Annotated in this window: 15 protein-coding genes; 10 read left to right on the top strand and 5 right to left on the bottom strand. The window is 57.6% G+C overall.

The annotated features are described in order from the left end of the window. Window positions 1-5: 5 nt before the first annotated feature. Window positions 6-1,478, bottom strand: a complete 1,473-nt coding sequence (gene tolC, locus CW267_RS23470) for an outer membrane channel protein TolC (protein ID WP_008806517.1) — start codon at window positions 1,476-1,478, stop codon at window positions 6-8. Between the two features lie 196 nt (window positions 1,479-1,674). Here tolC and nudF point away from each other — a divergent pair, with 196 nt between their 5' ends. From nudF to parE, 5 genes are read left to right on the top strand one after another with little or no spacing between them, the layout of a single operon-like run. Then, complete coding sequence (nudF, locus tag CW267_RS23465) at window positions 1,675-2,307, top strand: ADP-ribose diphosphatase (protein ID WP_008806516.1); 633 nt, start codon at window positions 1,675-1,677, stop codon at window positions 2,305-2,307. Beyond that, entirely contained in the window at window positions 2,304-2,726 is a 423-nt protein-coding gene (locus CW267_RS23460; RefSeq protein WP_002916847.1) for a DUF1249 family protein, read from the top strand. Before nudF ends, CW267_RS23460 begins: the two co-directional genes overlap by 4 nt. 24 nt (window positions 2,727-2,750) lie before the next feature. Next, a complete protein-coding gene (cpdA, locus tag CW267_RS23455) occupies window positions 2,751-3,578 on the top strand; it encodes a 3',5'-cyclic-AMP phosphodiesterase (RefSeq protein ID WP_008806515.1) in 828 nt (275 codons plus the stop codon). After that, window positions 3,578-4,153, top strand: coding sequence for an esterase YqiA (gene yqiA / locus CW267_RS23450; RefSeq protein ID WP_008806514.1), 576 nt, complete (start codon window positions 3,578-3,580; stop codon window positions 4,151-4,153). Before cpdA ends, yqiA begins: the two co-directional genes overlap by 1 nt. Window positions 4,154-4,183: 30 nt before the next feature. Continuing rightward, window positions 4,184-6,079 (top strand): DNA topoisomerase IV subunit B, encoded by a 1,896-nt coding sequence (parE, locus tag CW267_RS23445; RefSeq protein WP_008806513.1) that lies wholly within the window; start codon window positions 4,184-4,186, stop codon window positions 6,077-6,079. Window positions 6,080-6,151: 72 nt separating this feature from the next. On the opposite strand, the gene CW267_RS23440 is transcribed toward parE, so the two are convergent. The 4 genes from CW267_RS23440 to qseB all read right to left on the bottom strand — a co-directional run bounded on the left by CW267_RS23440 (window position 6,152) and on the right by qseB (window position 9,241). Then, window positions 6,152-6,466, bottom strand: coding sequence for a putative quinol monooxygenase (locus tag CW267_RS23440; protein WP_008806512.1), 315 nt, complete (start codon window positions 6,464-6,466; stop codon window positions 6,152-6,154). Between the two features lie 81 nt (window positions 6,467-6,547). After that, window positions 6,548-7,129 (bottom strand): NAD(P)H-dependent oxidoreductase, encoded by a 582-nt coding sequence (locus tag CW267_RS23435; RefSeq protein ID WP_008806511.1) that lies wholly within the window; start codon window positions 7,127-7,129, stop codon window positions 6,548-6,550. Window positions 7,130-7,235: 106 nt separating this feature from the next. Next, window positions 7,236-8,585 carry a quorum sensing histidine kinase QseC gene (qseC, locus tag CW267_RS23430; protein WP_100781264.1) on the bottom strand — a complete coding sequence of 450 codons (1,350 nt, stop codon included), beginning with the start codon at window positions 8,583-8,585 and terminating at the stop codon, window positions 7,236-7,238. Then, complete coding sequence (gene qseB, locus CW267_RS23425; RefSeq protein WP_008806509.1) at window positions 8,582-9,241, bottom strand: quorum sensing response regulator transcription factor QseB; 660 nt, start codon at window positions 9,239-9,241, stop codon at window positions 8,582-8,584. Before qseB ends, qseC begins: the two co-directional genes overlap by 4 nt. Before the next feature lie 149 nt (window positions 9,242-9,390). On the opposite strand from qseB, the gene CW267_RS23420 reads away from it, so the two are divergent. The 5 genes from CW267_RS23420 to CW267_RS23400 form a co-directional block, all read left to right on the top strand. Next, a complete protein-coding gene (locus CW267_RS23420; RefSeq protein WP_008806508.1) occupies window positions 9,391-9,798 on the top strand; it encodes a YgiW/YdeI family stress tolerance OB fold protein in 408 nt (135 codons plus the stop codon). A gap of 77 nt (window positions 9,799-9,875) precedes the next feature. After that, entirely contained in the window at window positions 9,876-10,745 is an 870-nt protein-coding gene (locus CW267_RS23415) for an AraC family transcriptional regulator (protein ID WP_100781265.1), read from the top strand. Window positions 10,746-10,866: 121 nt separating this feature from the next. Beyond that, window positions 10,867-13,125 (top strand): DNA topoisomerase IV subunit A, encoded by a 2,259-nt coding sequence (gene parC, locus CW267_RS23410; protein ID WP_008806506.1) that lies wholly within the window; start codon window positions 10,867-10,869, stop codon window positions 13,123-13,125. Between the two features lie 191 nt (window positions 13,126-13,316). Beyond that, window positions 13,317-14,054, top strand: coding sequence for a 1-acylglycerol-3-phosphate O-acyltransferase (plsC, locus tag CW267_RS23405; protein ID WP_008806505.1), 738 nt, complete (start codon window positions 13,317-13,319; stop codon window positions 14,052-14,054). Window positions 14,055-14,137: 83 nt separating this feature from the next. After that, window positions 14,138-14,377: twin-arginine translocation signal domain-containing protein (locus tag CW267_RS23400; protein ID WP_133124754.1), on the top strand; the 240-nt coding region annotated here is incomplete at its 3' end.

Below are 14,377 nucleotides of genomic sequence, written 5' to 3'. Positions count from 1 at the left end.
GGGTATTACTGACGGAACGGATTGCTGCCGCTGCTCTGGGTGGTCCGTGCGGACGCCGGTTTCACCGCTGCGGTAGTGTTGCCGTAGCCATCGGCGGTGGCATCCTGCTGTGGATTTTCCGGAGCGACGCTGTCTGCGGAGGTGGGGATCGGTTTGCCCAGCGTGTTGTTCAGGGCGACCAGATCCTGCTCGTTCAGGGTACCTAACGCCGACTTAATGTTCAGCTCGTTGATCAGGTAGTTATAGCGCGCATTGGAGAGCTGCTGCTTGGCGTTATACAGCGTGGTGGTGGCGTCGAGGACGTCAACGATGGTACGCGTACCCACCGAGTAGCCTGCTTCCATCGCATCCAGGGAGCTTTGCGCAGAGACCACCGCCTGTTTGTAGGCATTGATGCTGCTGATGGAGGCGTTCACGTTGTTAAACGACGAACGTACAGTCTGCACGACGCTGCGGTGGGCGCTTTCCAGCTGCTCGCTGGCGCCAACGAAGTTGTATTGCGCCTGTTTGACCTGCGAGGTCACCGCGCCACCCTGATACAGTGGCAGAGAGAAGTTCAGGCCGATTTGGTTCTGCCCGGCATCGTTATCCTGGTATTGCTGAGGATTATTATGGGTTTTTGAACCACTGTAGCTAGTATTCGATACCCCACTCGACGCGGATAGGCTGAGCGTCGGCAAATGCCCGTCCTGCGCCTGGCGAATCTGCTCGCGAGCCAGGTCCTGGTTCAGACGCGCCTGCAGCAGCGACAGGTTGCGGTTCTCCGCTTCCTTCAGCAGGGCGTTGACCGCCTGCGGCTTGTTGGTTTTGAAGCCATTCACATTCAGCGAGGCCAGCTCCGGATAGTAGTTACCGGTGACCTGGCGCAGTTCTTCGACGGCGTTGTCGAGATCGTTACGCGCGGTGACTTCGTTCGCCAGCACGGCGTCGTATTGTGAACGGGCGTTCTGTACGTCAGTGATCGCCACCAGGCCTACGTTAAAGCGCTGCGTGGTTTGATCCAACTGGCGGTAAATGGCCTGTTTCTGCGCTTCGGTATAGGAGAGCGTGTCGATGGCGGCCAGCACTTTAAAATAGGCCGTCGCGGTATTCAGAATCAGCGTTTGCTGATCGGTCTGATACGTGACATCCTGAATGCCTGCCGTTTTTTCCTGCAGCGTCAGGGCGCGCCATTTCGACATATCAAACAGAACCTGCGTTAACTGCAGCGAGCCGCTGGTGACGTTTGAATTGATGCCGTTGCTGTCGCGATAGCCATTGTTATAGGTATAATCCGCTCCCAGCCCAAGCTGAGGCAGTAATGGACTGCGCGCTTCATTGATCTTTTCGAACGCGGCGTCACGATCGGCTGCCGATTTACGCAGATCGGGGTTGCTGATGCGCGCCTGCTGGTAAACCTGAAGCAGGTTTTCCGCCTGGCTCATGGCGCTGAACCCGGTCAGGCTCAGGCCGATAAGAATGGGGAGCAATTTCTTCATTTGCATTCCTTGTTGTGAAGCATTTAGCGCTGGTCTAATTCTAAGAAAAATTCCGCTGATTGTATCGATTCTGCCGCCGTAAAAAGTTGGCGTTACGTGCCATCCGGCGGTAATTTGCACCAATCTAACATACGGACCGTAAAACGGTAGCCAAACGGTCTGGAAATCCCTAATTTCGGATTAGCAGGACATGACAATGAGCAAACCCATTCAGCAGGGAATTACCTTCTTCAAAAATGATGTAGAAATTATTGCACGCGAAACGCTGTATCGTGGTTTTTTTTCGCTCGATTTATACCGTTTTCGCCACCGCCTGTTTAACGGCGGCATGAGCGGCGAAGTCACCCGTGAAATTTTTGAGCGCGGGCATGCCGCCGTCTTGCTACCCTTTGACCCGGTGCGGGACGAAGTGGTGCTCGTCGAACAAATCCGTATTGCCGCCTATGATACCAGCGAGAGCCCGTGGCTGCTCGAAATGGTCGCCGGCATGATCGAAGCGGGGGAAACGGTGGAAGACGTTGCCCGTCGGGAAGCGCTGGAGGAGGCCGGACTTGAAGTCGGGCGGACGAAACCAATATTAAGCTATCTGGCCAGTCCTGGCGGCACCAGCGAACGGTTATCGATCCTGGTGGGAGAAGTTGATGCATCCACGGCAAAAGGCATTCACGGCCTGGCCGAGGAAAACGAGGATATTCGGGTGCATGTGGTGAGCCGGGAACAGGCTTACCAGTGGGTAGAAGAGGGGAAAATCGATAACGCAGCCTCTGTCATCGCCTTGCAATGGCTGCAATTGCATTATCACAATTTACGAAACGAGTGGACAAAATGAAGCGTTATACACCTGACTTCCCTGAGATGATGCGCCTGTGCGAGACCAACTTCGCGCAGTTGCGCCGCCTGTTGCCGCGAACGGATGCAGCGGGTGAGAAGGTAAGTTATCAGGTGGGAAGCGCGCAGTATCGGTTAACGATAGTTGAATCGACCCGCTACACTACTCTGGTGGCGATAGAACAGACTCTGCCTGCGGTAAGCTACTGGAGCCTGCCGTCGATGACCGTTCGCCTCTACCATGACGCCATGGTGGCCGAAGTGTGTTCGAGTCAGCAGATCTTTCGCTTCAAAGCGCGGTATGATTATCCTAATAAAAAGTTGCATCAACGCGACGAAAAGCATCAAATTAACCAGTTTCTGGCCGACTGGCTGCGTTACTGTTTAGCACATGGAGCGATGGCGATTCCGGTTTGTTAGCGTCGTTAAACCTAAGGACACCATTTGGAAAGCCTGTTAAACCTACCTCTGGCTGGTGAGGCCAGAGTCAGGATCTTACAAATTACTGATACTCACCTGTTTGCTGAAAAACATGAAACGTTGTTAGGCATTAATACCTGGGAAAGTTATCAGGCCGTACTGTCGGCTATTCATGCCTCACAGCGTCCATGCGATCTGATTGTCGCAACAGGCGATCTGGCGCAGGACCACTCCTCCGCGGCCTATCAGCATTTTGCTGAGGGTATCGCGAGTTTTGCTGCACCCTGCGTCTGGCTACCGGGTAACCATGATTTCCAGCCGGCGATGTACAGTACGCTGCAGGCGTCAGGCATTTCACCCGCCAAGCGCGTGTTTCTCGGTGACCACTGGCAGATCCTGCTGCTGGACAGCCAGGTGTTTGGCGTTCCCCATGGCGAGCTGAGCGACTTCCAGCTGGAGTGGCTCGAACACAAGCTGGCAGAAGCGCCGGAGCGTTATACCTTACTCCTGCTGCACCACCATCCGCTGCCTGCTGGCTGTAGCTGGCTGGACCAACACAGCCTGCGCAACGCTGGCGCGCTGGACCGCGCGCTGAGCGCCTGGCCGCGGGTGAGACATCTGCTGTGCGGCCATATTCATCAGGAGCTGGATCTGGACTGGAATGGCCGGCGCATGATGGCGACGCCGTCGACCTGCGTCCAGTTCAAACCACACTGCGCCAATTTCACTCTGGATACCGTCTCACCCGGCTGGCGCTGGCTGGAGCTGCATCCTGACGGGACGCTGACCACCGAAGTGTGCCGCCTGGAAGGCGCCGAGTTCCACCCGGATATTGCTTCAGAAGGCTACTGATGGCGACGCTTCTTTATCTGCACGGCTTTAACAGTTCCCCGCGCTCGGCGAAGGCGATGGCGTTAAAGACCTGGCTGTCGCAGCAGCACCCCGATATCACCATGGTGGTACCGGAGCTGCCGCCTTATCCGGCTGAAACAGCAGAGCTGCTGGAATCCATTGTGCTGGAGCATGGCGGCGAGCCACTCGGGGTTGTGGGGTCGTCGCTGGGCGGCTACTACGCGACCTGGCTGTCGCAGTGCTTTATGGTGCCGGCGGTGGTCGTCAACCCGGCGGTGCGCCCGTTTGAACTGCTGAACAATTTTCTCGGCCACAATGAGAATCCATACACCGGGCAGCAATATGTGCTAGAGTCTCGCCATATTTACGATCTCAAGGTCATGCAAATCGACCCGCTTGAAGCGCCGGATTTACTCTGGCTGCTGCAGCAGACCGGGGATGAAGTGCTTGATTACCGCCAGGCCGTTCATTACTACGCCTCCTGCCGGCAAACGGTGGAGGAGGGCGGTAATCACGCATTTGTCGGCTTTGACGATCATTTCACTCAGATTATCGAATTTCTCGGCCTGTGCTAAACGGCCCTGAACGACCTACGAATACACACCATGACGCAATCTTCATATAACGCTGATGCCATTGAGGTACTCACCGGGCTAGAGCCGGTGCGCCGCCGTCCGGGCATGTATACCGACACCACCCGTCCTAACCATCTTGGTCAGGAAGTTATTGATAACAGTGTCGATGAAGCGCTGGCAGGCCACGCCAAACGCGTGGAAGTTATCCTTCATGCCGACCAGTCCCTGGAAGTCATTGACGACGGGCGCGGCATGCCGGTCGACATTCACCCGGAAGAAGGGGTGCCGGCGGTTGAGCTGATCCTCTGCCGACTGCACGCGGGCGGTAAGTTTTCCAACAAAAACTACCAGTTTTCCGGCGGCCTGCACGGGGTGGGGATCTCGGTGGTCAACGCCCTGTCAAAACGCGTAGAGGTAACGGTTCGTCGCGACGGTCAGGTCTACAGCATCGCCTTTGAAAACGGTGAAAAAGTAGAAGATCTGCACGTCACTGGTACCTGTGGCAAACGCAATACCGGGACCAGCGTCCATTTCTGGCCGGACGAAAGCTTCTTCGACAGCCCGCGTTTCTCCGTTTCGCGTTTGACCCATCTGTTAAAAGCGAAAGCGGTGCTGTGTCCCGGCGTGGAAATCGTGTTTCGCGATCAGGTCAACGACAGCGAGCAGCGCTGGTGCTATGCCGATGGCCTTAACGACTACCTGTGCGAAGCCGTAAACGGCCTGCCGCTGCTGCCGGAAAAACCGTTCGTCGGCACCTTCTCCGGCGAGACGGAAGCCGTGGACTGGGCGCTGCTGTGGCTGCCGGAAGGCGGCGAATTGCTGACCGAAAGCTACGTCAACCTGATCCCGACCATGCAGGGCGGGACGCACGTTAACGGTCTGCGTCAGGGACTGCTGGATGCGATGCGCGAGTTCTGCGAATACCGTAATATCCTGCCGCGCGGCGTGAAGCTGTCAGCGGAAGATATCTGGGATCGCTGCGCCTACGTGCTGTCGGTGAAAATGCAGGATCCGCAGTTCGCCGGGCAAACCAAAGAGCGTCTGTCGTCGCGCCAGTGCGCGGCGTTCGTCTCCGGCGTGGTGAAAGATGCCTTCAGTCTGTGGCTGAACCAGAACGTACAGGCTGCCGAACTGCTGGCGGAGATGGCTATCTCCAGCGCCCAGCGTCGTCTGCGCGCCGCCAAGAAAGTGGTGCGTAAAAAGCTGACCAGCGGTCCGGCATTGCCGGGTAAGCTGGCAGACTGCACCGCCCAGGACCTGAACCGCACCGAGCTGTTCCTCGTCGAAGGGGACTCGGCGGGCGGTTCAGCCAAGCAGGCGCGCGATCGCGAATATCAGGCGATCATGCCGCTGAAAGGCAAGATCCTGAATACCTGGGAAGTCTCGTCCGATGAAGTGTTAGCTTCGCAAGAAGTGCACGACATTTCGGTGGCGATTGGTATTGACCCGGATAGCGATGATTTAAGCCAGCTGCGCTACGGCAAAATTTGTATTCTGGCGGATGCCGATTCCGATGGCCTGCACATTGCCACCCTGCTGTGCGCGCTGTTTGTGAGACATTTCCGTACTCTGGTGAAAGAGGGGCACGTCTACGTCGCGCTGCCGCCGCTGTACCGTATCGATCTCGGTAAAGAGGTCTACTACGCGCTGACGGAAGAAGAAAAAACCGGCGTGCTGGAGCAGCTGAAGCGTAAGAAGGGCAAGCCAAACGTCCAGCGCTTTAAAGGTCTGGGTGAGATGAACCCAATGCAACTGCGGGAAACCACGCTTGATCCGAATACCCGCCGGCTGGTGCAACTGGTGATCAGCGATGAGGATGAGCAGCAGACCACGGCGATGATGGACATGCTGCTGGCCAAGAAGCGTTCCGAAGACCGTCGCAACTGGCTGCAGGAGAAGGGCGATATGGCGGATCTGGAAGTGTAAGTTTGTACGCTGCGCCTGACGTAAAAGGGAGCCTCAGGCTCCCTTTTTCATTTCACGACTGCGTCGGCGGGCTTAGACGCCAGGCTGCAGGATACGGATGGTGGTCTCCAGCACATCGCCTTTGACCGCTTCCGACCAGGCTTTCATGTGCGGCGTTTGCAGGTGCGCTTCAAGATGCGCGACGCTTTCCCACTGCTCCACCATGACGATAGAGTCGGGGGCCGTGGTCTGGAAGCTGACGCCGGCGGCATGATCTACCATGGGCGCGTAGCCGTGGCAGCCGGCCTCCTGCAAAACGGTCGGAATGATTTTCGCGAACTGATCGAGAACCGCCTGACGGTGGTGCTGGCCCGGGCGGGTACGGATTTCTGCAATCACTGTTAACATGGTTAACTCAACTCCTTCTGTGTGTATCTCGTCATACTCCAGGTTCGAATAACTCGAAATATGTAGAGCGTAGACCTGTAGTTAACCAAAAATTTCCGCCAGATGCTTGCGATATTCTGCGATATACCGTGGGACATCAGGCATTTTAATCACGTCGTTGGCGATAAAGGTCGGCAGCGCTTCCATTCCCAGGAACTGGTTAGCCTTATGGAACGGCAGGTAAACGCCGTCAACGCCGACGCCGTGGAAGAACTGGTCTTCGTCGGTGAAGGCTTCCATCGGCGCGTTCCAGGTCAGGGAGAGCATATATTTTTTCCCCTGCACCAGGCCGCCGGAGCCATATTTTTTGCTGGCGTCGGAGCGGGTACGACCGTCGCTGGCGTACAGCGAGCCGTGGCCTTCGGTAAAGACATCATCCATATATTTCTTCACCGTCCACGGGGCGCCCATCCACCAGCCCGGCATCTGCCAGATCACCACATCGGCCCAGAGGAAATTCTGCACTTCTGCTTTTACGTCGTACTCGCTTTCGGCGCGAACGCTTTTAACATCGTGCCCGGCGTCGCGCAGATAACTCTCCGCGACCTCGGTCAGGGTGTCGTTCAGCTGGCCATTCGAGTGCGCGAACTTTTTTGCGCCATTGATAATCAGGATGTTGCTCATCATTTGTCCTCAATCTTGAAAATTTGCCGATGATCTTACCCCGCGAAGCGGGGCAGTAAAATGAGCAAAATGTGCAAAGTCTTTTGCCAAATGAGCAATAATCTCGCTACCAGTACACGCGGGCTTCGAAGCCGCCGTCGCGCGCGTTGGCGAAATCAACCTGCATGCCGTGCAGCGAGGCGATGCGTCGGACGATAGACAGGCCCAGGCCGCTGCCCGGCGCGTCCTGCCCCGGCGGGCGATAAAAACGCTCGCCGATGCGCGCCAGCGCCTGCGGGCTAATGCCTGGGCCGTTATCACGCACCCGAAACTCGCGGGCGTTGAGGGTGATATCAACCTGGCTGCCGCGCGGGCTATAGCGTACGGCATTATCCAGCAGGTTGCGCACCAGCAGGCTGAGCAGCAGCGGCTGGCCGGTGTGAACGATATGACTGGCATTCAGGTGTAGGCGTAGTTCAATGGCGGACTGCTGCGCATGGTGATACATCTCCATGACCGCCGACTGCAGCAGGTCGTCGATGGCGACCGGCTGCACGTCGTCCAGTTGGGCGAGTGAGTCCAGCCGCGACAGCGTCAGCAGTTGATCGACCAGCCGGGTGGCGCGATCGATCCCCTGGTGGAGCTGGGCCAGCGCTTTCTCACGTCCTTCTGCATCGTCCATAGAGAGCTGGGCGACGTCGGTCTGTACCTTCAGCGCCGCCAGCGGGCTGCGCAGCTCATGGGCGGCATCAGAGGTAAACCGACGTTCGCGCAGCATGGCGTCATGGGTGCGCTGGAACAGCTGATTCAGAGCCTCGACCAGCGGGCGGACTTCGGAGGGGATCTTCTCCACGCTGAGCGATTCCGCTGAGTCCGGCGCGCGCAGGCGCAGCGTGCGCGCCAGCTTTTTCAACGGCGCCAGTTCGCGGCTTAACAGCACGATAAGCAGCACGAACATCAGCGGCAGGGCGATCATCCACGGGGTGAGCTGCGAGGTCACGATATCCATCGCCATTTCGCGCCGATAATCCCACTCCTGACCGACGACGATGCGATGGCGATCATCGGCAGTGGTTAACCACAGGAAGCGCCACTCGTCATCATCGCCGCGCAGGTAGCCATTGCTGAACCCCTCGCGCTGCGAGTTCCACTGGATATCCTCTCCATTCTCGCCGTCGTTGAGCACCATGGTGCCGTCGCGGGTGAAGATGGCGAACGCCAGCGCGTCGTCGTCGATGTGTCCATGCCGTACCTTTTTCTTTTCACCGAGCGATGCGGGCGGGGCGCGGAGTTCATCGAAATGCATGGCGCTCAGGCGACGGGCGAACAGCAACTGCTGGGTATCGAACAGCTTATCCAGCTTTTTGCTGGTTTGCTGCCAGGCGATCACGCTGGCGACGCCCCAGGCGGCCGCGGTCAGCACAGCAAACAGCAGCGTCAGACGGACGCGCAGGCTCAGGCGGGCAAGTCGTTTCATGCGTCACCCAGGGTATAGCCGATGCCGTGGACAGTGCGGATAAATCCGCTACCGAGTTTGCGGCGCAGATGATGGACGTGAACTTCCACGGCGTTGCTGGAGACCTCGTCGTCCCAGGTGTAGAGCTTTTCTTCGATAAGCTTGCGCGGCAGTACGCGACCAGCGTTACGCAGCAGCAGTTCCAGCAGGGCGAACTCTTTCGGCTTTAGCACTAGGCTCTCGCCGTCGAGGCTGGCGGTTAAGCGGTTCGGGTCGAGGCTCACCTTGCCGTGGCGCAACTCGCTGCTGCTCTGGCCGTGCGCGCGACGGATCAACGCTTCGAGGCGCGCCGCCACTTCAATCAGGGCGAAAGGTTTGCACAGATAGTCATCGGCGCCGAGCCGTAGCCCCTCCACTCGCTGGCTGAGCGCATCGCGGGCGGTAAGGATCAGCACTGGCTCATGGCGGCCCTTGTCCCGCCATTCGCGCAGAATATCGAGGCCATCGATGCCGGGGAGGGTGAGATCCAGGATTGCGGCGTCGTAGGGGGCGCTATATAAGGCATTTTTGCCCTCCAGCCCGGCGGTAAACCAGTCAATGCTGAAGCCCATTTTGCTCAGCCCGGCTTTGATGCCGTCGCCGATCAGCTTGTCATCTTCCACCAGTAATATGCGCATGTTTCCCTCCGACGATCCTGTTTCTTTGCGCAGTAAACCGCGTTGAAGCGGGTGATGTACAGCATTAAAATTTCTTTTTTCCGCTTAAGAAGTCGTTAAGTTTTGTCGGGCGTAATAGGAGCCATATCAACACGAAGGGAGAACACATCATGAAGAAAATTGCTGCGATGACCGCGATCGTTGCCCTGGTTTCCATGCCGGTGCTGGCTGCCGAACAGGGCGGGTTTACCGGTCCTTCTTCGACCACGCAGGTCAGTTCCACCGCGCAGGCTGGCGGATTCACCGGCCCGAGCGGCGCGGTGACCACCGTCGCCAATGCCAAATCGCTGCGGGACGATACCTGGGTGACCCTGCGCGGCAAGATAACCGAGCGCATTTCTGACGATCTGTATAAATTCCAGGATGCTTCCGGGGTGATCAATGTCGATATCGACCACAAGCGCTGGAACGGCGTGACCGTCGGCCCGCAGGACACAGTAGAAATTCAGGGGGAAGTCGATAAGGACTGGAACTCAGTAGAAATCGACGTTAAACAGATCCGTAAAATCGCGCCATAAGTCTTCGTCAGATAAGCGCAAGATCGGTCAGGCATCGCGATCCTCGCTCTGTCAGAGTATGTCGCGAGGAGGAGACGATGAACGATATTAAGGCCAGCCCGGCGTATGTCGGGCGCTTCCAGCGTGTCTGTAGGTACATTGCGCGCCATCTTGATGAGCCGCTGTCGCTGGAGATGCTGAGCGCGATAGCGCACAGTTCGCCTTACCATTTTCACCGGCAATTTAGCGCTTATACCGGCATTCCATTGTACCGGTATATTCAGTGGTTGCGTCTGCGACGCGCCTGTTGGCGCCTGGCGTTCAACCCCCGCGATAAAGTCATCGATATTGCCCTTGATGCCGGATTTCAGAATGCGGAGTCGTTCAGTCGTGCCTTCCGTACCGCGTTTGACCAAAGCCCGACCCAATTCCGTCAGCAACCGGACTGGGCCGAGTGGCATCGACGCGTACCGAAACATACGCTACAGGAGCAAACGTCGATGGACGTCAACATCATTTCCTTCCCCACCACCCGGATAGCCGTACTGCAACATCGCGGCAGCCCGGACCTTGTCAACGCCACCGCCGCGTGTTTTATCGCCTGGCGTAAGACGAGCGGATTATCGCCCGTCGCCACCAGCGATACCTGGGGTATCGCCTGGGACGATCCGCAGACCACCCCGCAGGAGGCATTTCGTTTTGATATCTGCGGTACGGTCGCTGGGCCGGTCGGTGAAAACGCCTTTGGCGTGATTAACGGCGAAATCCCCGGCGGACGCTGCGCCGTCGTGCGCCATCACGGCTCGCTGGACACGCTGGCGAACAGCGTTTGGTTTCTCTATCGCGACTGGTTACCCGCGTCAGGCGAGACGTTACGGGATTTTCCGGTGTACTTCCGTTACCTCAATTTTGTCCATGAGGTGGCTGAGCATGAACTGCAAACCGATATTTATCTGCCGCTGGCCTGATTAAGCGTGACGGAATCCTCAGCCGATCTCACGGCCTGTGACTCAGGGCGTGAGATCGGGTATTATCGCGGGTAGTTTTGCCGTCCGAACGGTCGGTACCCAGATTGAGGATCCACGATTAATGAGCGATATGGCAGAGCGCCTTGCGCTGCATGAATTTACGGAAAATGCTTACCTGAACTACTCCATGTATGTGATCATGGACAGGGCATTACCGTTTATTGGCGATGGCTTAAAACCGGTCCAGCGTCGCATCGTCTACGCGATGTCCGAGCTGGGGCTGAACGCCAGCGCGAAATTCAAAAAGTCCGCCCGCACCGTCGGCGACGTGTTGGGTAAATATCACCCGCACGGCGACAGCGCCTGCTATGAAGCGATGGTGCTGATGGCGCAGCCGTTCTCTTACCGTTACCCGCTGGTAGACGGGCAGGGAAACTGGGGTGCGCCGGACGATCCGAAATCCTTCGCCGCCATGCGTTACACCGAGTCCCGCCTGTCGAAGTATGCTGAACTGCTGCTCAGCGAGCTGGGACAGGGAACGGTCGACTGGGTACCAAACTTTGACGGGACGCTGCAGGAGCCGAAAATGCTGCCTGCGCGTCTACCGAACATCCTGCTTAATGGCACCACCGGCATCGCGGTGGGTATGGCCACTGATATTCCGCCGCACAACCTGCGTGAAGTGGCCAAAGCGGCTATTACCCTGATTGAGCAGCCGAAAACGACTCTCGACGAACTGCTGGATATCGTGCAGGGGCCGGATTTCCCGACCGAGGCGGAGATCATCACCTCGCGGGCGGAAATTCGCAAAATCTACCAGAACGGACGCGGCTCAGTGCGCATGCGCGCGGTGTGGAGCAAAGAGGACGGCGCGGTGGTGATTAGCGCGCTGCCGCACCAGGTTTCCGGCGCCAAAGTGCTGGAGCAGATTGCGGCGCAGATGCGCAATAAAAAGCTGCCGATGGTTGACGATCTGCGCGACGAATCGGACCACGAAAACCCGACCCGTCTGGTGATCGTCCCGCGCTCCAACCGGGTGGATATGGAACAGGTGATGAACCACCTGTTTGCTACTACCGATCTGGAAAAAAGCTACCGCATCAACCTCAATATGATCGGCCTCGACGGACGCCCGGCGGTGAAAAACCTGCTGGAGATCCTCAGCGAGTGGCTGGTGTTCCGTCGCGATACCGTGCGTCGCCGTCTGAACCATCGGTTAGAGAAAGTGCTTAAGCGCCTGCATATCCTTGAAGGTTTGCTGGTGGCGTTTCTCAATATCGATGAAGTGATCGAGATCATCCGCACCGAAGATGAACCGAAGCCAGCCCTGATGTCGCGCTTTGGCATCAGCGAAACCCAGGCGGAAGCGATTCTGGAATTAAAACTGCGCCACCTCGCCAAACTGGAAGAGATGAAGATCCGCGGCGAGCAGGACGAGCTGGAAAAAGAGCGCGACCAGCTGCAGGCGATTCTGGCTTCTGAGCGTAAAATGAACAACCTGCTGAAAAAAGAGCTGCAGGCTGATGCCGATGCTTTCGGTGACGAACGCCGCTCGCCGCTTCACGAACGTGAAGAAGCGAAAGCGATGAGCGAGCATGATATGCAGCCGTCTGAGCCAGTGACTATCGTTCTGTCGCAGATGGGCTGGGTGCGGAGCGCCAAAGGGCACGACATCGACGCTCAGGGCTTGAGCTATAAAGCGGGCGACAGCTGGAAGGCCTCGGCGAAAGGCAAGAGCAACCAGCCGGTGGTGTTTATCGATACCACCGGGCGCAGCTATGCCATCGATCCGATTACCCTGCCTTCCGCGCGTGGCCAGGGCGAGCCGCTTACCGGTAAGCTGACTCTGCCGCCGGGGGCGACCGTGGAACATATGCTGATGGAAAGCGACGATCGTAAGCTGCTGATGGCTTCCGACGCGGGCTACGGTTTTGTCTGCACCTTCAACGATCTGGTGGCGCGCAACCGTGCCGGTAAAGCGCTGATCACCCTGCCTGACAACGCGCACGTGATGCCGCCGCTGGTGATTGAGGACGAGTCCGATATGCTGCTGGCCATCACGGCAGCCGGACGGATGCTGATGTTCCCGGTGAGCGATCTACCGCAGCTGTCGAAAGGCAAGGGCAACAAAATTATCAGCATTCCTGCGGCGGAAGCCGCCGCCGGGCAGGATGGCCTGGCGCATCTGTTTATCCTGCCACCGCAGAGCACGCTCACCATCCATGTTGGCAAACGGAAAATCAAACTGCGTCCGGAAGAGCTGCAAAAAGTCACCGGCGAGCGTGGTCGCCGCGGTTCGCTGATGCGCGGGCTGCAGAAGATCGACCGTGTTGAAATCGACTCGCCGCGCCGCGCCGCGGCAGGCGATAGTGAAGAGTAAACGCCACTCCTCCCGTCTTTGACGGGAGGAGGCGAAAAAATGCCGCAAAATCGTTGTTTATTCAGGCGTTGCGATTAACAATGTCCATCACCAGGGACCCAGGAAGAACGGTCCCGGCCTGCGCAGAACTGATGAGCCTGCCTTCTGTCAGCAGCGAATAATTCTAAGCGGTTTGGGTTTTAGAGGTAGCTATGCTATTCATTTTTCGAGTAATTTTCGTGGTCATTTATTGCATCGTGGTGTGCATACTTGGCTGTCTGTACTGCTTGTTCAGCCCGCGTAATCCAAAACATGTTGCCACTTTCGGCCATCTGTTTGGCCGCTTATCTCCGGTATTTGGCCTGAAGGTGGAACTGCGCAAACCTGCTGATGCGGAAAGCTATGGCAACGCGATCTACATCGCTAACCACCAGAACAACTATGATATGGTGACGGCGTCGAACATCGTGCAGCCGCCGACGGTCACCGTAGGTAAAAAAAGCCTGCTGTGGATCCCGTTCTTTGGCCAGCTCTACTGGCTGACGGGCAACCTGCTGATTGACCGTAATAACCGAACCAAAGCGCATGGCACCATTGCTGAAGTGGTGAATGCCTTTAAAAAGCGTAAAATTTCGTTCTGGATGTTCCCGGAAGGGACCCGCAGTCGCGGCCGCGGCCTGCTGCCTTTTAAAACCGGCGCCTTTCACGCGGCGATCGCCGCTGGCGTACCGATTATTCCGGTGTGCGTGTCCAACACATCGAACAAAATTAAGCTCAACCGCTGGAACAACGGTCTGGTGATTGTTGAGATGCTGCCGCCGGTGGATACCAGCCAGTTCGGTAAAGACAACGTGCGCGCGCTGGCGACGCATTGCCGCGAGCTGATGGCCGCCAAAATTGCTGAGCTGGACAACGAAGTGGCCGCGCGCGAAGCGGCTAAAAAGTCATAAGACAGGAAACGCCGCCAACGCGCGCGTATTGCTGGCGGGAAACGAATTCCCTTTTTCATTTGTCAGTATGTCATGGAGTTAATATGTCACTCAGTCGGCGTCAGTTTATTAAGGCTTCCGGCGTAGCGCTGTGCGCTGGCGCCGCGCCGCTGAAAGCCCATGCCGCCGGCCAGCAGCTTGCGCTGCCGGTTCCGCCGCTGCTGGAATCGCGTCGCGGTCAGCCGCTGTTTCTGACGCTGCAGCGTTCGCACTGGTCGTTTACGCCAGGCACTCGCGCCCCCGTCTGGGGGATCAATGGCCGCTACATGGGGCCGACGATCCGC

The sequence above is a fragment of the Klebsiella sp. X1-16S-Nf21 genome (assembly GCF_002837615.1).
In the GTDB taxonomy this organism is placed as follows: Bacteria; Pseudomonadota; Gammaproteobacteria; order Enterobacterales; family Enterobacteriaceae; genus Klebsiella; species Klebsiella variicola.
Note: the sequence above shows the minus strand (reverse complement) of the source record. Positions and strands in the feature narration are given on the sequence as shown.